This is a genomic window from Neorhizobium puerariae (assembly GCF_042429745.1).
Lineage (GTDB): Bacteria > Pseudomonadota > Alphaproteobacteria > Rhizobiales > Rhizobiaceae > Neorhizobium > Neorhizobium puerariae.
On sequence record NZ_JBHMAA010000005.1, the window covers coordinates 35,234 to 56,596 of the forward strand.

Below are 21,363 nucleotides of genomic sequence, written 5' to 3' on the forward strand. Positions count from 1 at the left end.
AGAGGGGGGCGAGCTTGCTCCCATGTTCATTCTTTCCAGCAGGGAGACACCCAATGTCCCTCGTTCATGAAATCGACTACGGCACGCCGGCTTCCCGGTCCGAAGCCCAGGTCACGCTCACCATCGACGGGCGCTCGATCACCGTGCCGGAAGGCACTTCCATCATGCGTGCTTCGATGGAGGCCGGCATCCAGGTGCCGAAACTCTGCGCCACCGACATGGTCGATGCCTTCGGTTCCTGCCGCCTGTGTCTCGTGGAGATCGAAGGCCGCAACGGAACACCCGCCTCCTGCACCACGCCGGTCATGCCGGGCATGGTGGTCCATACCCAGACGGGCCGGCTGAAGGACATCCGCAAGGGCGTGATGGAGCTCTACATCTCCGACCACCCGCTCGACTGTCTCACCTGCGCCGCCAATGGGGACTGCGAATTGCAGGACATGGCCGGCGCAGTGGGCCTTCGCGACGTGCGTTACGGTTACGAGGGCGACAACCACGTCAAGGCCCGCAACAATGGCGAGATCAACGCCAGATGGATGCCGAAGGACGAGTCCAATCCTTACTTCACCTACGATCCTTCCAAGTGCATCGTCTGCTCCCGCTGCGTGCGCGCCTGCGAGGAAGTGCAGGGCACGTTTGCGCTGACGATCGAGGGCCGCGGCTTCGAGAGCCGGGTTTCCCCCGGCATGCATGAGCATTTCCTCGATTCCGAGTGCGTCTCGTGCGGCGCCTGCGTGCAGGCCTGCCCGACGGCGACGCTGACCGAAAAATCGGTCATCGCCATCGGCCAGCCGGAACATTCGGAAGTCACGACCTGTGCCTATTGCGGCGTCGGCTGCTCCTTCAAGGCCGAGATGCGCGGCGAGGAACTGGTGCGCATGGTGCCTTGGAAGGATGGCCAGGCGAACCGTGGGCACTCCTGCGTCAAGGGCCGCTTCGCCTACGGTTATGCGACCCACAAGGATCGCATCCTCAACCCGATGGTCCGCGAAAAGATCTCCGATCCATGGCGCGAAGTGACCTGGGAAGAGGCTTTCGCGCATGTGGCTTCGGAATTCCGCCGCATCCAGTATCAATACGGCAGGGATGCGGTCGGCGGCATCACCTCGTCGCGCTGCACCAATGAAGAGACCTTCCTGGTGCAAAAACTCATCCGCGCCGGTTTCGGCAACAACAATGTCGATACCTGCGCCCGCGTCTGCCACTCGCCGACCGGCTACGGCCTTGGGCAGGCCTTCGGCACCTCGGCCGGTACGCAGAATTTCGACTCGGTCGAGCATAGCGATGTCATCGTGGTGATCGGGGCCAACCCGACCGACGGCCATCCGGTGTTTGGCTCGCGGATGAAGAAGCGGCTTCGCCAGGGGGCCAAGCTGATCGTCATCGATCCGCGCCGCATCGACCTCGTCCGTACGCCTCATGTGGAGGCGGCTTACCATCTGCCGCTGCAGCCGGGCACCAATGTGGCCGTGCTGACCGCGCTGGCGCATGTCATCGTCACCGAAGGCCTGTTCGACGAGACGTTCATCCGCGAACGCTGCGACTGGTCGGAGTTCGAGGATTGGGCCGCGTTCGTATCCGAGGAACAGCACAGCCCTGAAGCTGTGGAGAAGTTCACCGGCGTGGCGCCGGAACTGATCCGCGGCGCGGCCCGGCTTTATGCCAGGGGTGGCAATGGCGCGATCTATTACGGCCTCGGCGTCACCGAGCACAGCCAGGGTTCGACCACCGTCATGGCGATCGCCAATCTTGCCATGGCGACCGGCAATATCGGCCGCCCGGGCGTCGGCGTGAACCCGCTGCGCGGCCAGAACAACGTGCAGGGCTCCTGCGACATGGGCTCGTTCCCGCACGAACTGCCGGGTTATCGCCATATCTCCGACGACGCGACCCGTGACATTTTCGAAAAGCTCTGGGGCGTGACGCTCAACAACGAACCGGGCCTGCGCATCCCCAACATGCTGGATGCCGCCGTCGAGGGCACGTTCAAGGGCATCTACATCCAGGGCGAGGACATCCTCCAGTCCGACCCGGATACCAAGCACGTCTCGGCCGGGCTGGCCGCGATGGAATGCGTCGTGGTCCACGACCTCTTCTTGAACGAGACCGCCAATTACGCGCATGTCTTCCTGCCGGGATCGACCTTCCTCGAAAAGGACGGCACGTTCACCAATGCGGAGCGCCGCATCAACCGCGTCCGCAAGCTGATGAGCCCGAAGAACGGTTATGCCGACTGGGAAGTGACCCAGAAGCTGGCGCAGGCCATGGGGCTTGCCTGGAACTACAAGCACCCGTCCGAAATCATGGACGAGATCGCCGCGACGACGCCGAGCTTTGCGCTCGTCTCCTACGACACTCTGGAAAAGATGGGTTCGGTTCAGTGGCCCTGCAACGAGAAGTTCCCGGTCGGCTCGCCGATCATGCATGTCGACGGCTTCGTGCGCGGCAAGGGCAAGTTCATCCGCACCGAATATGTGGCGACCGACGAACGCACCGGCCCGCGCTTCCCGCTGTTGCTCACCACCGGCCGCATCCTCAGCCAGTACAATGTCGGCGCCCAGACGCGGCGAACCGATAACGTCGCCTGGCATGCGGAAGACCGGCTGGAGATTCATCCGCACGATGCCGAGCAGCGCGGCATCAAGGATGGCGACTGGATCAAGCTCGCCAGCCGTTCGGGCGATACGACGCTGAGGGCGCTGATCACCGATCGCGTCGCGCCGGGCGTGGTCTATACGACGTTCCACCATCCGAACACGCAGGCGAACGTGATCACCACCGACTTCTCCGACTGGGCGACCAATTGCCCGGAATACAAGGTGACGGCGGTGCAGGTCTCGCCTTCCAACGGCCCGACCGAGTGGCAGGAGGATTACGACGCGCTGTCCCGCCGGTCGCGGCGGATCGCCGGGAAACTGGAGGCTGCCGAGTAGTGTCTGTTTACGTCGGCTCCACCCCCCTCTGCCCTGCCGGGCATCTCCCTTACAAGGGGGGAGAGCGGATGGGGCTCGCGTGGTGCTCTCCCGTCATCGTGGAAACAAGCGGCACGGTATTGGGGTGTAGAGCGCGGCGATCTTCAGTTTCTCGGTTAGGCAAGGGTTTGCGTCTGGCCGCTCTCCCCCCTTGTGGGGGAGATGCCCGGCAGGGCAGAGGGGGGCATTCGTGCTCCAGCTTTCAATGAACTCATTCAAAACCACCGCCACAGCCCCGGAGATCGCCCGCCGCAACGGTGTGATCCGCGTCGGTTCGCGGGTGGTGCCGGAAGAGGTGCCGATCGCCTTTTCCTATGGCGGTTCCACGCATGCGGTGATGATGGGCACGCCGGCCGACCTGGAAGACTTCGCGGTGGGATTCAGCCTGACGGAGGGTATCATCTCCTCGATGGCGGAGATCGAGGAGATCGCGGTCGTCGACGAGGGCCGCGGTCTCGACGTTCAGGTAACGCTTGCGGAAGACAAGGAAGACGCGCTTCGCGCCAGGCGTCGGCATATGGCGGGGCCGGTCGGCTGCGGGCTTTGCGGCATCGAGTCGATCGACCAGGCCATGCGGGTGGTGCCGGACGTCTCGAACGTCTCGCTGGCGCTGACGCCGAAGGAGATCGCCGAGGCGGTCGCGGCGCTCAACGGTGCGCAGCCGCTGCACCGGGAGACGCATGCGGTGCATGGTGCCGGCTTCTTCGTTCCCGGCAAGGGGCTGGTCGCGGTGCGCGAGGATGTCGGACGGCACAATGCGCTCGACAAGCTCGCCGGCGCGACCCTTCGCGAGGGTGCGAAAGGAGCGGACGGCATCGTCGTCGTCACCAGCCGCATCTCCGTCGAATTGGTGCAGAAGACCGCGATCCTCGGAAGCGCGGTGCTGGTCGCCATCTCCGCGCCGACCGCGCTTGCCATCCGCACCGCCGAGGAGGCGGGCATGACCTTGATCGCGCTGACGCGCGGCGAGGATTTCGAAATCTTTACGCGTAGCGATCGCATTACCACCGGAGTTGTCGCCGATGTCGCATGAGAAGAGCCCCGAGCAACTGGTGCTCGACAAGCTGATCCGCATGGCGAACCAGATCGCCACCTTCTTCATGTCGCAGCCGGAAAACGTGCGGGTGGAAGGGGTCGCGACCCATATCAACAAATTCTGGGAGCCGCGCATGCGCCGGCAGTTCTTCGAGCATCTCGACAAGGGCGGGGCAGGGTTTCTGCCGCTCGTCATCGAGGCTTCGGCATTGATCCACCGCCCGCAAGCCAAGGCGGGACCGGGCGCCGCGCTGGTGCGGGATATGAAAGATGCGTCGGGCGGAAAAGGTCCCGAAGCAGGTGAAACGCTTTCCGGCGTGCCGGAAAGTGCTGCATGAATTCAGCCTTCCGGAGGGAAAAGGGGCCGGAGGGAGGAATAGCCGTTCATGATCCAGAGGGAGGATATCTCATATGGCAGCCGCAGAAACGAACGAGGGCCTGACAGGCGATGTCGGGCTCCTCGACAGGGAACGTATTGTCGCAAAACCGGGCTTCAATCGCTGGCTCGTGCCACCGGCTGCCCTGGCCATCCATCTTTGCATCGGCATGGCCTATGGCTTCAGCGTGTTCTGGCTGCCGCTTTCGAAGGCGCTGCCCGGGACACCCGATCCGTCCTGCAGCAGCCTGAACCTGATCTCCGCGCTCTTCACGACGGCATGCAACTGGCGTGTTGCCGACCTTGGATGGATCTATACGCTTTTCTTCGTGCTGCTCGGCTGCTCGGCGGCCATATGGGGAGGCTGGCTGGAACGGGTCGGACCGCGCAAGGCCGGTTTCGTTTCCGCCTGCTGCTGGTGCGGCGGCATCCTGGTTGCGGCCATCGGCGTGATGACCCACCAGCTTTGGCTGATGTGGATCGGCGCCGGCGTGATCGGGGGCGTCGGTCTCGGGCTCGGCTATATCTCTCCGGTCTCGACGCTCATCAAATGGTTTCCCGACCGCCGTGGCATGGCGACCGGCATGGCCATCATGGGGTTCGGCGGCGGCGCGATGATCGGGGCTCCGCTCGCAAACCTCCTCATGAACTATTTCAAGACCGACACGTCGGTCGGCGTCTGGCAGACGTTCGTCGCAATGGCGGCGATCTATTTCTGCTTCATGATGGGGGGAGCCTTCGGTTACCGCATTCCGCCCGCCGGCTGGCGCCCGGAAGGCTGGACACCGCCGGCTTCCAAGAGCACCATGATCACCCACAGGCACGTGCATCTTCGTGACGCGCACAGGACGCCGCAGTTCTGGCTGATCTGGGCAGTGCTTTGCCTGAACGTCTCGGCGGGCATCGGCGTGATCGGCATGGCGTCGCCGATGCTGCAGGAAATCTTCGCCGGTTCGCTGATCGGTCAGCCCCAGCTTTCCTTCTCGCAGCTCGACGCGGGGCAGAAGGCGCAGATCGCCACGATCGCCGCCGGTTTTGCGGGTCTCCTGTCGCTCTTCAACATCGGCGGGCGCTTCTTCTGGGCGTCGCTCTCCGACAAGATCGGCCGCAAGAACACCTACTATACTTTCTTCATTCTCGGCATCGTTCTCTATGCGGCTGCCCCGACCTTGGCCGACATGGGCAACAAGGCGTTTTTCGTGCTCGCCTTCGGCATCATCCTTTCGATGTATGGCGGCGGTTTCGCAACTATCCCGGCCTATCTGGCGGATATTTTCGGAACGCAGTTCGTCGGCGCCATCCACGGTCGCCTGCTGACCGCCTGGGCGACGGCCGGCATCGTCGGTCCCGTGGTGGTGAACTACATCCGCGAAGCGCAGATCGCGGCAGGCGTGGCACCCGGGCCGGCACTCTATACCGGTACGATGTATATCCTCGCCGGGATGCTGGCGCTCGGGTTGATCGCCAATGCGCTTGTCCGCCCGCTTTCCGACAAGTGGTTCATGCGCGACGAGGAAGTCGCCTCCCTCCAGGCGAAATCGGCCGCGGCGAATACAGGGCCGACCGGTTCCTTCGGCATCGGCAAGGGTGGCCTGGATACCAGGGCGGCGCTCGCCTGGGCCGTGGTCGGCATCCCCCTTCTCTGGGGTGTGTGGGTGACGCTGAAGAGCAGTTTCGCGCTGTTCGGCTGAGCGTGGGCGAAAGCACCGAAATTCGCGGAAGGGCAGTCTTCGGACTGCCCTTTTTGTCTGCACGGAAAGTTGAGGCCAAAAACGGAGGCAGCTCCGGTTGACGGAGCGAGATTTCTGCCTAGATTGATGACCGGGGCCGGACCTCGCTTCCCCAGCACATCCGTACGCACACACACGCGCCCCGCCTGTCCGGAGCCGGCTCCGCACACAGATAATCCATCCATAGCCTTCGGTGCACACGGGAGTTCTCCATGCGCTACAATCAATTGGGTAATACAGGTCTTTTCGTTTCGGAAATCTGCCTCGGCACCATGACCTTCGGCGAGGCAAAGCCCGGCACGCCCTGGGGCATCATCGCCGATCTCGACCAGGCGGGAGCCGACAGGATCGTCGAGCGGTCGCTGGCCGCAGGGGTCAATTTCATCGATACGGCCAATGTCTATTCCTTCGGCAATTCCGAGCGCATCCTCGGGCAGTCGCTCAAGAATCTCGGAGTGCCACGCAAGGATGTCATCATCGCCACGAAATTCCTCGGCCAGATGGGCGACAGGCCGAATGATCGCGGCGCCTCGCGTGGCCACATCATGGATTCGGTGCAGCAGAGCCTCGAACGTCTCCAGACCGACCATATCGACCTCTATCAGGTCCATGGCACGGATACGGTGACGCCGATCGAGGAAACGCTGCGGGCGCTGGACGATCTCGTATCGCGGGGGCTGGTACGCTACGTCGGTCTCTCCAACTGGACGGCCTGGCGCATCGCAAAGGCGCTCGGCATTTCCGAGCGCAGGGGCTTTGCCCGTTTCGAGACGGTGCAGGCCTATTATTCCATCGCCGGCCGGGATCTGGAGCGGGAAATCGTGCCGCTGATGCAGGAAGAGAAGCTTGGCCTGATGGTCTGGTCGCCGCTTGCCGGCGGGCTGCTTTCCGGCAAGTACGGCCCCGGCGCGCCCGGCAATGGCGAGGGGCGCCGCGCCAACTTCGATTTCCCGCCGGTCGACAAGGACCGCGCCTGGGCGTGCGTCGCCGCGATGCGGGACGTGGCGGCCAGGCATGGCGTCAGCGTCGCCGAGGTGGCGCTCGGCTATATCCTTGCCAAGCCGTTCGTGACCAGCGTGATCGTCGGCGCGAAGCGGCTGGAACAGCTTGAGGAAAACCTCAAGGCGGTCAAATTGAGGCTCGATGCGGATGATCTTGCGGAGCTCGACGAGGTAAGCGCGCTGGCGCCGGAATATCCGGGCTGGATGCTCGAACGCCAGGGCGCCGGTCGTCGGCCGGCTCCGTTCGAGCCAAGGGAATGATCGCCGGCTGAAAGACAAAAGCCGCCCGCTGTGGCGCGGGCGGCTTTTCTGAAATAGTCCGGTCCGCCCTTATGCGGCCAGTTCTTCCGCTTCGTTGCCCTTGAACATCTTGGCAAGGTTCAGGAAGCAGATCATGCCGTTCTCGTTGGCGATGATGCCTTCCGAGAACGACTTGTCGAAGGAGGCGGAAATCTCCGGAACCGGCTGAACCTGGCTCGAAGGAATGGTCAGGATGTCGGAAACGCGGTCGACCAGCATGCCGATGACCATGTTATGGACCTCCGCCACGACGATGGCGCTCCGCTCGTTGGCGACCGTGCTCTTCATGCCGAGCTTGTAGGCAAGGTCGATGATCGGGATGACGGACCCGCGCAGGTTCATGACGCCGATCACATCCGGCGGGGCATGCGGGATCGGGGTCGAGGGCGCCCAGCCGCGGATCTCGCGGATCGTCGTGGTCTTCACGCAGAATTCCTGATCGTGAAGCCGGAAGGCGATGATTTCCAGCGTTTCGCCGCTGTAGCTTGTGGAGTTGATTGTCGTAGCCATCAGAATTCTTCCCAACTGTCCGTTGCCTGGGCGGCAGCGGCTCCCCCTGATGCGGCGCGCGCGACCGTTGCCATGAGTTTGCGTGCCGGAGATGCGACGGGGCGTGCATCAGGCCGCGCCTGGGCAACTCTATGCGAAGAGTATTGCCCAAATCTGAATCGGGCCAGCAGATTGCGAAGGGTCTCGGCTTCCCGGGCCAGGCTGTGGCTGGCAGCCGTCGTCTCCTCGACCATGGCTGCGTTCTGCTGGGTATTCTGGTCCATCGAGTTCACGGCGTTGCTGATCTCCTTGAGACCCGTCGACTGCTCGCGGGAGGCTTCGACGATTGCCGCGACATTGTTGTTGATCTCGTCCACCTGGGTGATGATCTCATCGAGCGCCTTGCCGGTTTCGCCGACCAGGGCCACGCCGCGCTTCACCTGCTCGGAAGAGGTGGTGATCAGGGCCTTGATCTCCTTGGCGGCATTGGCCGAGCGCTGGGCGAGCTCGCGGACTTCCTGGGCGACGACCGCAAACCCCTTGCCGGCCTCGCCGGCGCGGGCGGCTTCGACACCGGCATTCAGCGCCAGAAGGTTGGTCTGGAAAGCGATCTCGTCGATGACGCCGATGATGTTGGAGATCTCGTTGGAGGAGTTCTCGATCTGCCCCATGGCGCCGACGGCGTTGCGGACCACGGCGCCGGAATGTTCGGCGCTTCTTTTCGCCCGGGAAACCAGGCCACCCGCCTCCTCGGCGCGCTTGGCGCTGTCGGTGACGGTGCGGCTGATCTCCTCAAGCGCTGCGGCGGTCTCCTCGACTGCAGCGGCCTGCTGTTCGGTTCGTTTGGCGAGGCTGTCGGAGGCCTGGCGGATTTCGCCGGAGCCGGATGCTATGCCCTCGGCATTCTCGCCGACCGTGCGCATGGCATCCGCAAGCCTGCCGAGCGCTTCATTGAAATCGATGCGGATCTGTTCCAGCGTCGGGATGAAGGGCTTTTCGATGCGCCCCGTGAGGTCGCCGTTCGACAATGCGGTAAGGCCGACGGCGAGGTCATCGACCGCCCGTACGCGCTCGGTGATATCGGTTGCGAATTTCACGACCTTGAAAACACGGCCATCGGCATCGAAGATCGGATTGTAGGAGGCCTGTATCCAGGCAACCTTGCCGCCCTTGCCGATCCGCTTGAATTCCTGGGCGATCGCTTCGCCGCCCGCCAGCTTTCTCCAGAACTCGCGATAGTCGGGACTGTCCCGGAACGCAGGTTCGCAGAACATGCTATGGTGCTTGCCGACGATCTCGTCGAGCTGATAACCGAGGCAGGAGAGGAAATTCTCGTTCGCGGTGAGGATGTCGCCGGTGGGCGTGAACTCGATGACCGCCTGCGTGCGCGAAATTGCGTTGATCTTGCCTTCGTCCTCGGCAGCCTTCAGCTTCGCGGAGGTGATGTCCGTCGCGAACTTGATGACCTTGTAGGGCTTGCCGCCGGACAGGACCGGGTTGTAGGAGGCCTGAATCCATATTTCGCGGCCGCCCTTGCCGATGCGCTTGTACGCGGCGGCATCATATTTGCCGCTGCCAAGGCGGGCCCAGAAATCCTTGTAGGCCTGCGATTTTACGTAGGCCGGCTCGCAGAACATGCTGTGGTGCTTGCCGACGATTTCGGAAAGCGAATAGCCGAGAGCCTTGCAGAAATTCTCATTGGCCGTAAGCACGTGGCCGGACAGGTCGAATTCGATGATGGCTTGTGATCTGCCGAGTGCAGCAAGTACTGCTTTCGCATCAGCGCCTGGAAGTGAAAGGATAGACATCTGTCTTCGCGTGCTCCGGCTTGTGAGTTCATGCCTTGGCTCAAGCCGCCATCGTCGCTTCACGAGATAAGCATCACACCCTTCACGGGATGCTTGAGTCTTACAATAAATAGCCCGTAAAACTTAACGCGAGGTCAATTCTTGTCTCTCTCCGGTCTGCGGGGAATACGTATCCGTCTTGTGCAATGTCAATTTTAGAATCCTTGAGTATAAAGCATCGCTTTAACAGGATTCGATGAATATATTCTCATGAAATACATTGAAGGGAGCGGCTTTGTCCTTTTCGCTTTCGGAAACGATTGATGGCGCTGGGAATGCAGAAGAAAAATGGCGGTCGGCCGCTGGGTCCATCTGATTGTCACAATTGGGATTTTTGCCTGAAGGAGCGTCGGTCGACGGAATGGGCCTGCGGGCGGTCTTCTTTCCAGACCGCAGGGAATAAATTCCAGACCGCCGGGTAAGCCTCGGCTGGCGGCACATCGCAGGTCAGGCTGGCAATGAGGCCTCAGTACTCACGTTCATAGAAGATGCCGGCCTTGCCGCCTTCGGTTCCCGCGCCGGCCTTGAGTTTCACGCCCCGACCGATATCGAGGTTGATCGTAGCCTGTGCTCCGCTCGATCCGCCCTGTTCGACCTGTATGTAGGTACGATTATTGATGTAGCGGCCGACCGATACGGTCGTCTGCCCTGTCTCATCGGTATTTATGTCGAGATCGTCCACGCCGAGATTGCTGCGCAGGGTTTCGAGGAGAGATGTCGAGCCTCCGCCGGCGAGCTGGGCGACCGCATCGGCGAGCTGGGCGATCTGCAGCGGCGAAAGTCGCGACATGGACTGGCCGAAGATCAGGCGCGCCAGGACCTCGTCCTGCGGCAGGGCAGGGGAGGACGAGAAGGTGATGGTGGGGTCGTTGGCCACGCCCGTGACCTTCACGGTAATCGTCGTCTGGGCGGAGGTCGTGTTGGCCTCCATGTTCAGGATCGGGATCAGGCCTCCGCCGAAGGTGATGTCGCCGTTGGTGAAATCGAGCCGTTTCGCGAGGATCACGATGCGGCCGCGGCGCATCTTGAAGCCGCCCGAGACGACCGGCGCCACCGCTGTGCCACCGACCGTCAGATCGCCGCCCAGCTCGGCATCGATGCCGCGCCCACGGACGAAGATGCCGTTGGGGGCGCTGATCTGCAGGTTGAGCGCAATCGGTCTCGAGCTGCCCGTGGTCCCTTTCGGCCGCAGTTCCTCCATCTGCCGCAGCACGTCAGGCGGAGCGTTGCGATGGCGGATGTCGATTGCGGTGAGCGAAGTCGGCAGCCGGGCCGGCACGGTGATCGCCGCCTTGGTGAGGGTGACCCGGCCACCAAGAACGGGGCCTGCGGTCAACGGGCCGGTAAGCGTCAGTGCACCGTCGGCCGTTACGGCGAAGAGCGTGCCGTCCGCATAGCTCGCCTGCGCGAGCGTAATTTTCAGGTCGGCTGGAAAGCCGGAAGCGGGAGTGATGCCGACCGTGCCCTGGACCGAGACCGTGCCACCCCCGGAGAGCTTGCCGGACAGCCGGGAAATATTGGCGCTGTTTCCGTCGAAGGAGACGTTGGCGGCAAGGTCGGTAATGGCGAGATTGCGCCGCACATCGACAAGCCGTGCGCCGGAGGAGGAGGCCGTTCCCGTGATCGCGGGTGCGGCCGCCGTCCCGCCGATGGCCACATCCACATTGCCGGTGCCTTCCAGCACGAAGCCCTGGGCTGCCAGTTGCCCCGAGAGGATGGAGAAAGGCAGCTGTCCCTTGAATTTCAGATCGAGCGGCTTTTCTCCTGCCAGCGAAACGGAACCTCCGCCCGAAAGCGCGATGCCGCCTCCGCCCGAAAGGCGGGTGTCGACCGTGACGGCGCCATTCTGAAAGGTGCCGCTGGCGGTGATGTTGAGCGCCGCGAGCCCGACGGACGTGGTCTGGCTGACGCCGGCATCGGCCCACCGGAGATCATAACGGACGGCCGGAGCCTGCGGTGTTCCCGCAGCCGTCACGGTTCCGGAAATCGTGCCCTTTGCGCCGAGGCTCGGTGCGAATGCGTTGATCAGGCTGGCCGGCACCGCATTGGCGCGGGCATTGATATCGAGAGCCGGGACGCCGTTCTGAAGGATGACCCGGCCCGTGGCGGAGAGGTCCAGTCCGCCGGACCCGGTCAGGCGCGTCGAGTCTAGTGCGACTGTCCCGTTGGCGAAGCTTCCGCTTGCCTGAAGGCGAAACGGGCTGATGCCAGCATCGCGCGTCTGGCGAAGCTGTGCATCACTCCATTCCAGATCATAGCGGATGGCGGGAGCCGAAGCGGACCCCGTGGCGTTCACGGTGCCGGTGATCGTGCCGGCGGCGTTGATCGCCGGAACAAAGGAGTTGAGCAGGCTGGCCGGCAGCGCCTTGATATTGGCGGTCAGGTCGAGCGAGGTGCCCGCCGTGCCATCGACCGTCACGCTGCCGTTGCCGGTGGCGAGCGTCAGGCCGGCAAGCCGCGCGCCTCCGTTGGCAATAGCGATGCGGGTTGGCGCGGCGAGCCTGATCGGGATGTTGCGCGGCGCCGCGCTGAAGCTTTCGATGCCGACGGAAAGGTCGGCTCCGGTCTGGATATCGCCGACGGCCTTGAGGGGCGCGTTGTCGTATTGGGCGGTGAGATCGAAGTCCGTCCTTCCGCCGTCAAGGCTGACGCCGAGATTGATGTCGTCGATGCCGACCGATCCTGCGCCGATGCGGGCGGCGCGTACCGTGCCTTCGGCTGCAATCGCCCTGATATCGGGAATGGCGAGATCGACGTTCGGCTGGGCGATCTCGACCGAGCCCCGGCGAAGCGCATTGCCCGAGGCGCGGATGACGGCGCCGGCCTTGCCGTCGGTGTTGCTCAATATCACCGTGCCGCGAAGGTCGCCCTGGGCCTGCTGGGCTGCAAGGGCGGCAAGCAGCGAGACATCCGGAAAATCGAAGGTCACCTGGCCTTCCGGCAGGAAGTCCGGCGAGAAGCTCAACGCGCCGTTGAGCTTGTTGGGGCCGACTTCGGCGCTGATCGCCGGCGCGCTCGTGCGGCCCTGTGCCGAGGCTATGTCGGCGTTGATGCGGATCGGCTGGCTATCCAGGGAGCCGGTCGCCGTCAGCTTGCCCTTGGGCGCATTCGGATCGGCGGTGCCTTCGAGGACGAAGCTCATGTTCTGCAGCTTGCGACCGACAAGGCGCGCGTCCGCGGAGTTGACGACCGCCCTGATCCCCATCGCGTTCAAGGGGCCATTGGCGGCGATGTCAAAGCCGGCGGCGCCTTCGGCTTCCGGGAGCCAGCGCTTCAGGTCCGGCATGCGGCCGGCCAGGCGGCTGGTCACCGTCTGATTGTCGAGAAGGACGCTGCCGTTCGCCTCGACCGCATTGGAGCGCATGACGAAATTCTCGAGACTCATGCGCCCGCCGACCACCATATTGACATAGCCCTCGGCGGAAAGCTTGCCCTCGAATTTCGAGACCAGCGACGGCGGCAGCACGGCGGGATTGGCGAAGACGCGGAAATTGCCCGTGACCGTCTGCTTCGACGTGTCGTATGCGCCGGAAAGCGTGCCGTTGACGTTGGCGCTGTCGAAGGTCGCCGCGTCGAGACCGATGGCCGGCGGTGCAAGCCTGAGCGGTGCGTCGAGCGTCACCGGGCCGCGAATGACCCGGTCGAGGTCGTCGCTTGCAAAATCCGTGCGGGCGATCGTGAACCGGCTGCGGATGCTGCCCGAGCGGTTGACGAGATTGAGGTCTTCGCTTTCCGCCTGCAGGCGGATCTGCCCGAAGCGGCCCTGCGGCAGTTCGGCGGCGTTCAAGGCGGCTGTCGCATTGAAGCGGGCCGAGGCGGCCGCGCCGGTCAGCGTGAAATTGATGCTCTCGAAGGCAAAACGGCTTTCCTGGCCGTTGATCGGCCAGACGAAATCCACCGGGCCATTGGTGCCAGCAAGCCCGGCGGTCAGGCTGTTGTCGCCCGTCGGGTCCCAGGCGCCCTTGGCGGAAATCCTGACGGCGCCGGAGGTGAGGTCGCCGCGCTCGATGTCGACACGGCCGGTGGGGGTATAGATGGCGGCGATGTTGATATCGGTCGTGCCGCCGAACAGGGGCCGGAAGGCTGGCGGCAGCAGGGTCGCGAGCTGTCCGCCGCCGGTTATCTCCACCCGATGCCTGCCGTTCTCGACCAGCACGTGCCTGCCGTCCACCGAGATGACCGGGGCGCCGCCGACGCTGCCCTGCAACTTGCCGGCCCAGCCGGACAGCGGGCCTGCGCCATCGAGCGCCAATTCCACGGCGGGCGCACCGGGCAGGCGCAGAAGGCGGGCAAGCAGGCCGCCCTGCGGTTCCGAAATGGCGGCTTTCAGCGTCAGGCGGTTCTCGGAAGGCGCGTAGACTATGTCGGCCGATGCCTTCGCATCCGGCTCGTCCTTGCGGGTCGCGTGGAGATCGAGCGAAATGTCCGGCCCGGTTGCGTCGATGGAGCCCTTGACCGAAAGCGAGAAGTCACGGCCCGACAATGCCTGTGCGAGATTGATGTCCGGCAGGTCGATCTGGGCGACCCGGATGCCGACCGGCAAGGGCGACCCCGAGGAACCCGACGTCGCCTGGGACGCGGGCGGGTTCCTCGACGGCCGCGGCGGCCGGATGAGATTGACGGTTTCGGCGGAAATGTGCTCGGCGCGGAAAATGCCGCCAACCAGCGCGGCCGGCGACCAGTCGACCTTGATGCCGCCGATCTGGGCGTAGGGGCCCGCCTCGTCGGAAAGGGTGAGAGCATCGATCCGCAGGTCGCCGGTCAGCAGGCCCTCCGGCCGGGAGAAGGTGATCGTCCGGTCCGGCGTGGAAACGATCGCGGAAATGCGCTCGGCCGCGACGCGGCCGCCGACGGGCGTCAGCGCCACGAAAAGGACAACGCCGAGCGCCATGACGAACAGGATCGCGACCACGCCAAGCGCGGCCTTCAAAATCCATTTCAACAGGCGAACCATCAGCGTCATGCCCGAGATGTTACCTTTCCCAATGCCCTTCAGAATGCCTGTCCAATGCCCGCATAGATACCGTACTGGCTGCCGCCGTCATAGCGTTGCAACGGAATAGCAACATCCAATCGGAGCGGTCCGAAAGGCGTGGCATATCGTACGCCAATCCCTGCGCCGGCACGTATATCAGAAAAATCAGGCATGATTCCGGTGGAAACCGTACCGACATCCATAAAAGGTACAATGCCTATGTTTTCTGACACTTTTACCCTCACTTCGAAAGATCCGAGCGCATAGGATCGCCCGCCGGTCGCCTCGTCGGCGCCGTTGTAGGGCGAAATTTCCCGATAGCTGTAGCCGCGCACCGATCCGCCGCCGCCGGCGAAGAACCGGCGCGTCGCCGGAATGCTTTCGAGGCTGTCGGCGCCGACCAGCGTGCCCGCCGCAAGCCGGCCCGCAAGCACGACGCCGTTTTCTTCCCCGAGCCCAAGATAGCCGGCAATCGAACCTTCGAAAGAGGAGAAGATCGTGCCGTCCAGAATCTCGTAACTCGGCTTTGCCGCAAGCGTCGCGTGATAGCCCTCGGTCGGGTCGAGCTTGTTGTCGCGCGCATCGCGCTCGAAGCCGAGTGGCAGGCTGACGGTAAGGTACTGGTTCTTGCCGAACGCGTCGTCGGTGTTGATCCAGGCTATCTCGCCGCCGCCGGTCAGCTTGTCCGTTTCGTTCAGTTCGTAAGCCATGGTGGCCGAATAGATGACCGACTGGGCATCATAAGGGTCCGGCGTCTCGCTTTTGGCTTCCAGGCGGGATTCGAAAGTGGCTTCCGGCACGAACGCGCCCGGCTTGGTGAAGACGATGCCGGCGGAATAGTTGAAGGTGCTGAGATCGGTCGTAGCGTCGATCCCGGAGACGGAGCCTTCTATGCGCAGCGATTCCGCCTCGCCGAAGAGATTGCGATGGCCCCAGTAACCTTCGAGGCCGATGCCGTCGAGCGAGGAATATTCCGCTCCGAAACCGAAATAGCGGTACTTGCCTTCCGAAACCTCGATGGTCAGCGGCAGCGAACCGTCGGGCGCGAGCTTGTCCGCCTCGCGGATCGTCACGCTTGAGAAGACGCCGAGCTCGCGCAGGCGATCGTTCGCCTTCTTCAGCTGTTCCGGAGAATAGGGGCCGCCCTTGTCGAGCCGGGAATAGCGGCTGACGAACGCGGCGTCGACGGCTCGCGATCCCTTGACCGCCACCGCGCCGAACGGTGCCACCGGGCCGCCGACGGCGCCGAGCACGACATCGACGGTCTTCGTCTGGTGATCGGCCGTCACCTGCCGCTGGGTGAGCTTCGCAAGCGGCCGGCCTTCGTCCTTGAGGTCGACGAGAAGCCGCTCGCCGGCCTTGAGGATGACAAGGGAACCGGCCCCTCCGCCGGGAACCAGATCGTATTTCGAGGGATCGCGTCCGGCTGCGTCTCCGTCGAAACGCACCGAGCCGAGTTTGAAGACCGGGCCGGGATCGATGCGGACGGTTACCGGAACCGGGGAGGCGTGGTCGAAGGCCGGATTGGGCGGCAAGTGGTCGATGTCGGTGCCGGCGACGGAGATGTGCACCGTTCCGCCGTAGCGGGCCTCTTCGTAAAGGACCGCAATCAGCCGGTCGCGATCCTCGCGGGCCTTGATGACGACGCCGAGATCTCCGGAGACGGGCTGTTTCTCGTCGGTGACGAGCGATGCGGCATTTTCGAGCCGCTCCTTGAGGTCCTTGCCGGCATCGCCGGTCTGGAGGGTCGCCTTGTAGCGGACGGGATCGATCACCTCGACCGTTTCCTCGTCCTTGCCGAAGATCGTCATGCCGAAGAGCTTGAAGGCGTGGGCGCTGCCGGCGAGCGGCGGAAAAAGCAGGACGACCGTGGCGAGCATTGCTGCGGTGCCTGCTCTCCTCAGCTTCCGGTTCTGTGTCCGCCCAGTGCTTTTGTTCAGCATACGCAAATTAACTGTCGATTCCACGGCCGGAAGCCGTCACGGCCCCCTAACGAAGAAAGCTATCTAACCGCAAAAGACCGAACGGGGTACCCCTCGTCTGCCTTTCGTGATGATTTCATGAAAGAAAAAGCCCCGAAGCGTGCTCCGGGGCCACATTTTCGGGTACAATCCGAGCGTTTGTCAGTAGCGGCGCGGGCAATTGTCGATATAGCGGCGGCCGTAACGGTCGCGGTAATAGCACTGGCCGGGCTGCTCGGCGACGGAGCCGATCAGTGCGCCCGAAACGCCGCCGATTGCCGCGCCCACGGCGGCGCCACGGACATTGCCGGTGGCAAGCCCGCCGATGACAGCGCCCGACGCAGCGCCGATGCCGGCGCCCTGTTCGGTGGCGGTGCAGCTGGCGAGTGAAGCGCCCACCAGCAAGAGCACCATGGCTTTCTTCATAACATCCTCCTTGATGTTTCCTAATTTCCGTGCCGCCGGGCGGGTTCACCGCATTCTGCCGATCTGCCCTCCGGCGGCCATCTGTCGGAACAATAGGTCGCCGCGCGCAAGAGTCCATACGGGCCATCCGATTTCGGTGCGCTTTTATTTTGATTTATCAATGAATGCAGGGCGTCAACGGTCGGACGGTCGACCAAATAATTGCCGTTTAGATGGAAAGTAGCAGTTGATCCGCTGCGGAAAAAAGCAAATGATGCGGAAGTGTATCCGGGAGGGATGCAAGGAGGAAAACGATGACCAAAGTGACGCTGACCGTGAACGGCCGCACGATGAGCGGAGAGTGCGAGGACCGCACCCTGCTCGTCCAATTCATACGCGAAAAGCTTGGCCTGACCGGCACGCATGTCGGCTGCGACACGACACAGTGCGGTGCTTGCGTCATCCATATGGACGGCCGTTCGGTCAAGAGCTGTTCCATCCTCGCGGTGCAGGCTTCCGGTTCGACGATCACGACGATCGAGGGCCTCGCCGGCCAGGGCGAGCTGCATCCGGTGCAGGCGGCGTTCAAGGAGCATCACGGCCTGCAATGCGGCTTCTGCACGCCCGGCATGGTGATGACGGCGGTCGACATGATCAACCGGGAAGGCGGCTCGCTGACCGAAGAGAAGGTTCGCGCCGGCCTCGAAGGCAATATCTGTCGGTGCACCGGTTATCATAACATCGTCAAGGCCATCCTCGCTGCCGATGCCGAAATGGCTGCAGGCCGGCAGGCAGCCGAGTGAAGGCAAGCGAATAGGGAGTGGCGAATAGCGAATAGCGGGCCGCTGGTTTGGCCCGCCGCTGCTCGAACGCCCTCTATCCGCTACTTCCTATTCGCTATTCGCTCATTTCTGGAGGAGACGAAAATGGGTGTCGAAGGAATCGGTGCACGCGTGACGCGCAAGGAAGACAAACGCTTCCTGACCGGCAAGGGCCGTTACACGGACGACATGACCGTGCCCGGCATGAAATATGCCTATTTCATCCGCAGCCCGCATGCGCATGCGAAGATCGGGGGCATCGACGCGGGCGCGGCCAGGTCCATGCCGGGCGTCATCGACGTGCTCGACGGCAAGCAGTTGCAGGCGGACGGCATCGGCAATCTCATCTGCGGCTGGATGATCCATTCGAAGGACGGTTCGCCGATGAAAATGGGCGCCTGGCGCCCGCTGGCGGTCGACACGGTGCGCTATGTCGGCGACGCCGTCGCGATCGTCGTGGCGGACTCGCTCGGCGAGGCCCGTGATGCCGCCGAGGCCGTCGTCATCGACTACGAGCCGCTGCTCGCCGTGACGGAGGCGGCTTCGGCCCTTATCGCCGGCGCGCCGCAGCTTCATCCGGAGGCTCCCGACAACCTGATCTTCGACTGGCAGATCGGCGAGCCGGATGCGGCCGACAGGGCGATCGCATCCGCCGCCCACGTCACGGAGATCGAGATCGCCAACAACCGCCTATCCCCGAATCCCATGGAGCCGCGCGCCACGCTCGGCATCTACGATGCGGCGGAAGATCACTACACCTGCTACACGACGAGCCAGAACCCGCATGTGGCGCGCCTCGTCATGAGCGCCTTTTACAATGTCGCGCCGGAAAACAAGCTGCGCGTCATCGCGCCGGATGTCGGCGGCGGCTTCGGCTCGAAGATCTACATCTATCCGGAAGAGATCGTCTGTCTCTGGGCTTCGAAAAAGACCGGCGTGCCGGTGAAGTGGACCTCGGACCGTACCGAAGCCTTCCTGACGGACGCCCATGGACGGGACCATGTCTCCAAGGTGAAGATGGCGTTCGATGCGGACAACCGCATCACGGCCCTGAAGGTCGACACGCTCGCCAATCTCGGCGCCTATATGTCGCTGTTCTCCTCGGCCGTCCCGACCTATCTCTATGCGACCCTGCTGTCCGGCCAGTATGCGATCCCGGCGATCCATGCGAACGTCCGCACCGTCTACACCAATACCGTGCCCGTCGACGCCTATCGCGGGGCGGGGCGTCCGGAAGCGACCTATCTGCTCGAACGCACGATCGAGACGGCGGCCCGCGAGCTCGGCGTTTCTCCGGCGGAGCTGAGGCGGAAAAACTTCATCCGCACCTTCCCCTATCAGACCCCGGTCATCATGAACTATGACGCGGGCGACTACGAGGCATCCCTCAATGCCGCGATGGAGGCCGCAGACTGGAGCGGCTTTGCCGCCCGGCGGGCGCAATCCGAAGCGAAAGGCAGGAAGCGCGGCATCGGCATGAGCTGTTACATCGAGGCCTGCGGCATTGCGCCTTCGGCCGCGGTCGGCTCGCTCGGCGCCGGCGTCGGGCTCTGGGAATCCGCCGAGGTGCGGGTGAATGCTGTCGGCACCATCGAGGTGCTCACCGGTTCGCACAGCCATGGCCAGGGGCACGAAACGACGTTCGCGCAGCTCGTCGCCGGCCGTCTCGGCGTGCCGATCGAGAGCGTCAATATCGTCCATGGCGATACGGACAAGGTGCAGATGGGCATGGGCACCTATGGTTCGCGTTCCGGCGCCGTCGGCATGTCGGCCATCGTCAAGGCGCTCGACAAGGTGGAGACCAAGGCGAAGAAGATCGCCGCGCATCTGATGGAAGCGGACGAGAGCGACATCGTCATCGAAAACGGCGAGCTGAAGGTTGCCGGCACCGACAAGACGCTGCCCTGGCTCCAGGTGGCGCTCGCCGCCTATACCGCCCACAACCTGCCGGCCGGCATGGAGCCGGGGCTGAAGGAGACGGCGTTCTACGATCCGTCCAACTTCACCTTCCCGGCGGGCTGCTATATAGCGGAAGTGGAGATCGACCCGGAAACCGGAGAGACCGATATCGCCCAGTTCGTTGCCGCGGACGATTTCGGCAATATCATCAATCCGATGATCGTCGAGGGGCAGGTCCATGGCGGCATTGCTCAAGGCATCGGCCAGGCACTGCTCGAAGGCGTGCGGTACGATGCGAACGGCCAGCTTCTGACGGCCAGCTTCATGGACTACGCCATGCCGCGCGCCGACGACCTTCCGTCCTTCAAGTTGTCGCACCAGAACACGCCGTGCCCCGGTAATCCGCTCGGCATCAAGGGCTGCGGCGAGGCGGGGGCGATCGGCTCGCCTCCGGCGCTCATCAACGCCATCACGGATGCGATCGGCAATAACGGGCTTACCATGCCGGCCACTCCTATGAAGGTCTGGCAGGCCTTGCACACGGCTCATTGAGGAGGAAGAGATCATGTACGCAACCAGCTATCATCGCGCTTCCTCGGTGGAAGATGCCGTCAAGCTCCAGTCCGCGCATGAGGAAGGCAAGTATCTCTCCGGCGGCATGACGCTGATCTCGACCATGAAGCAGCGGCTCGCCGCGCCGAGCGATCTCATCGACCTGCGGCATATTCCGGCCCTGCGCGGAATCTCGATCGAGGGTCGCAGGGTGAAGATCGGTGCCGCCACGCCGCATGCGGAGGTCGCGGGCTCCCGCGAGCTTCGTGCCGTCTGTCCCGCGATCTGCGAACTTGCCGGCCATATCGGCGATCCGCATGTGCGTCATATGGGAACGATCGGCGGCTCGATCGCCAATAACGATCCGGCCGCGGATTATCCCGCCGCCGTGCTCGGCCTCGGTGCGACGGTGATCACGGACCGACGTTCGATTGCGGCGGACGATTATTTCACCGGCCTTTTCGAAACGGCCCTCGAAGAGGGCGAGATGGTGACGGCCGTCACTTTCGACGCGCCGGAAAAGGCGGGTTATGCCAAGTTCAACAATCCGGCCTCGCGCTTTGCGATGACCGGCGTGTTCGTGGCGAGGGCCGCAGGTGGCGTGCGGGTTGCCGTGACGGGGGCCGGCTCCGGTGGTGTTTTCCGCCAGTCGGGCTTCGAGCAGGCGCTGTCCTCCAACTGGTCGCCCGACGCCCTGGCGAGCGTGGCGGTCGATTCGTCCAATCTTCTGTCCGACCTGCATGCCGATGCGGAATATCGTGCCAACCTCGTCAAGGTCATGGCGAAGCGAGCAGTCGCCGCCGCTGGCTGATGACGAATCGAGGCGAAACACAAAATGAAAGGAGCGGCGTCTGCCGCTCTTTCTTTCTAGGTTGACGTGGATCAATTGTCACATTGCCGATATCGCGTAAGTTTTTTATTGGAATAATTCAAAAAAACGGGCCTTTTGCCGCAGGTGGGTTTTATTCACGCATCGCGGGGTTGACGAAGAGCGCGGCTG

At 63.5% G+C, this 21,363-nt stretch carries 13 protein-coding genes; 8 read left to right on the top strand and 5 right to left on the bottom strand.

The genetic code is table 11. From position 1 onward, the window contains the following. The first annotated feature begins 53 nt into the window (after positions 1 to 53). The 5 genes from fdhF (at position 54) to ACFFP0_RS03310 (ending at position 7,375) form a co-directional block, all read left to right on the top strand. On the top strand, positions 54 to 2,933 hold the full coding sequence (fdhF, locus tag ACFFP0_RS03290; protein WP_377256158.1) for a formate dehydrogenase subunit alpha: 2,880 nt from the start codon (positions 54 to 56) through the stop codon (positions 2,931 to 2,933). Positions 2,934 to 3,177: 244 nt separating this feature from the next. Then, a complete protein-coding gene (fdhD, locus tag ACFFP0_RS03295; protein ID WP_377256224.1) occupies positions 3,178 to 4,005 on the top strand; it encodes a formate dehydrogenase accessory sulfurtransferase FdhD in 828 nt (275 codons plus the stop codon). Then, on the top strand, positions 3,995 to 4,345 hold the full coding sequence (locus ACFFP0_RS03300) for a formate dehydrogenase subunit delta (RefSeq protein ID WP_377256161.1): 351 nt from the start codon (positions 3,995 to 3,997) through the stop codon (positions 4,343 to 4,345). The genes fdhD and ACFFP0_RS03300 overlap by 11 nt, the downstream gene beginning before the upstream one ends. A 73-nt stretch (positions 4,346 to 4,418) precedes the next feature. Continuing rightward, entirely contained in the window at positions 4,419 to 6,074 is a 1,656-nt protein-coding gene (locus tag ACFFP0_RS03305; RefSeq protein ID WP_377256164.1) for an OFA family MFS transporter, read from the top strand. A 251-nt stretch (positions 6,075 to 6,325) separates the two neighbouring features. Continuing rightward, complete coding sequence (locus ACFFP0_RS03310; protein WP_377256167.1) at positions 6,326 to 7,375, top strand: aldo/keto reductase; 1,050 nt, start codon at positions 6,326 to 6,328, stop codon at positions 7,373 to 7,375. 69 nt (positions 7,376 to 7,444) lie between these two features. On the opposite strand, the gene ACFFP0_RS03315 is transcribed toward ACFFP0_RS03310, so the two are convergent. The 5 genes from ACFFP0_RS03315 to ACFFP0_RS03335 form a co-directional block, all read right to left on the bottom strand. Next, a complete protein-coding gene (locus tag ACFFP0_RS03315) occupies positions 7,445 to 7,924 on the bottom strand; it encodes a chemotaxis protein CheW (RefSeq protein WP_377256170.1) in 480 nt (159 codons plus the stop codon). Next, a complete protein-coding gene (locus ACFFP0_RS03320; protein ID WP_377256173.1) occupies positions 7,924 to 9,711 on the bottom strand; it encodes a methyl-accepting chemotaxis protein in 1,788 nt (595 codons plus the stop codon). The genes ACFFP0_RS03315 and ACFFP0_RS03320 overlap by 1 nt, the downstream gene beginning before the upstream one ends. Positions 9,712 to 10,216: 505 nt before the next feature. Continuing rightward, positions 10,217 to 14,713, bottom strand: coding sequence for a translocation/assembly module TamB domain-containing protein (locus tag ACFFP0_RS03325; protein WP_377256176.1), 4,497 nt, complete (start codon positions 14,711 to 14,713; stop codon positions 10,217 to 10,219). 29 nt (positions 14,714 to 14,742) lie between these two features. After that, the gene (locus ACFFP0_RS03330; RefSeq protein WP_446692704.1) at positions 14,743 to 16,668 is read right to left on the bottom strand and encodes an autotransporter assembly complex protein TamA; all 1,926 of its coding nucleotides are present in this window, start codon (positions 16,666 to 16,668) and stop codon (positions 14,743 to 14,745) included. 180 nt (positions 16,669 to 16,848) lie between these two features. Next, positions 16,849 to 17,112 carry a YMGG-like glycine zipper-containing protein gene (locus ACFFP0_RS03335; RefSeq protein ID WP_377256184.1) on the bottom strand — a complete coding sequence of 88 codons (264 nt, stop codon included), beginning with the start codon at positions 17,110 to 17,112 and terminating at the stop codon, positions 16,849 to 16,851. 293 nt (positions 17,113 to 17,405) lie between these two features. On the opposite strand from ACFFP0_RS03335, the gene ACFFP0_RS03340 reads away from it, so the two are divergent. From ACFFP0_RS03340 to ACFFP0_RS03350, 3 genes are all read left to right on the top strand, one after another. Further along, on the top strand, positions 17,406 to 17,894 hold the full coding sequence (locus ACFFP0_RS03340) for a (2Fe-2S)-binding protein (RefSeq protein WP_377256187.1): 489 nt from the start codon (positions 17,406 to 17,408) through the stop codon (positions 17,892 to 17,894). 123 nt (positions 17,895 to 18,017) lie between these two features. Continuing rightward, positions 18,018 to 20,363, top strand: coding sequence for a xanthine dehydrogenase family protein molybdopterin-binding subunit (locus ACFFP0_RS03345; protein WP_377256190.1), 2,346 nt, complete (start codon positions 18,018 to 18,020; stop codon positions 20,361 to 20,363). 13 nt (positions 20,364 to 20,376) lie between these two features. After that, a complete protein-coding gene (locus ACFFP0_RS03350) occupies positions 20,377 to 21,174 on the top strand; it encodes an FAD binding domain-containing protein (protein WP_377256193.1) in 798 nt (265 codons plus the stop codon). The last annotated feature ends 189 nt before the right edge of the window (positions 21,175 to 21,363 follow it).

Coding starts and splice junctions, on each gene's coding strand:
- fdhF (WP_377256158.1), top strand. CDS start 54: ATGTCCCTCGTTCATGAAATCGACTACGGCACGCCGGCTTCCCGGTCC.
- fdhD (WP_377256224.1), top strand. CDS start 3,178: ATGAACTCATTCAAAACCACCGCCACAGCCCCGGAGATCGCCCGCCGC.
- ACFFP0_RS03300 (WP_377256161.1), top strand. CDS start 3,995: ATGTCGCATGAGAAGAGCCCCGAGCAACTGGTGCTCGACAAGCTGATC.
- ACFFP0_RS03305 (WP_377256164.1), top strand. CDS start 4,419: ATGGCAGCCGCAGAAACGAACGAGGGCCTGACAGGCGATGTCGGGCTC.
- ACFFP0_RS03310 (WP_377256167.1), top strand. CDS start 6,326: ATGCGCTACAATCAATTGGGTAATACAGGTCTTTTCGTTTCGGAAATC.
- ACFFP0_RS03315 (WP_377256170.1), bottom strand. CDS start 7,924: ATGGCTACGACAATCAACTCCACAAGCTACAGCGGCGAAACGCTGGAA.
- ACFFP0_RS03320 (WP_377256173.1), bottom strand. CDS start 9,711: ATGTCTATCCTTTCACTTCCAGGCGCTGATGCGAAAGCAGTACTTGCT.
- ACFFP0_RS03325 (WP_377256176.1), bottom strand. CDS start 14,713: ATGACGCTGATGGTTCGCCTGTTGAAATGGATTTTGAAGGCCGCGCTT.
- ACFFP0_RS03330 (WP_446692704.1), bottom strand. CDS start 16,668: ATGCTGAACAAAAGCACTGGGCGGACACAGAACCGGAAGCTGAGGAGA.
- ACFFP0_RS03335 (WP_377256184.1), bottom strand. CDS start 17,112: ATGAAGAAAGCCATGGTGCTCTTGCTGGTGGGCGCTTCACTCGCCAGC.
- ACFFP0_RS03340 (WP_377256187.1), top strand. CDS start 17,406: ATGACCAAAGTGACGCTGACCGTGAACGGCCGCACGATGAGCGGAGAG.
- ACFFP0_RS03345 (WP_377256190.1), top strand. CDS start 18,018: ATGGGTGTCGAAGGAATCGGTGCACGCGTGACGCGCAAGGAAGACAAA.
- ACFFP0_RS03350 (WP_377256193.1), top strand. CDS start 20,377: ATGTACGCAACCAGCTATCATCGCGCTTCCTCGGTGGAAGATGCCGTC.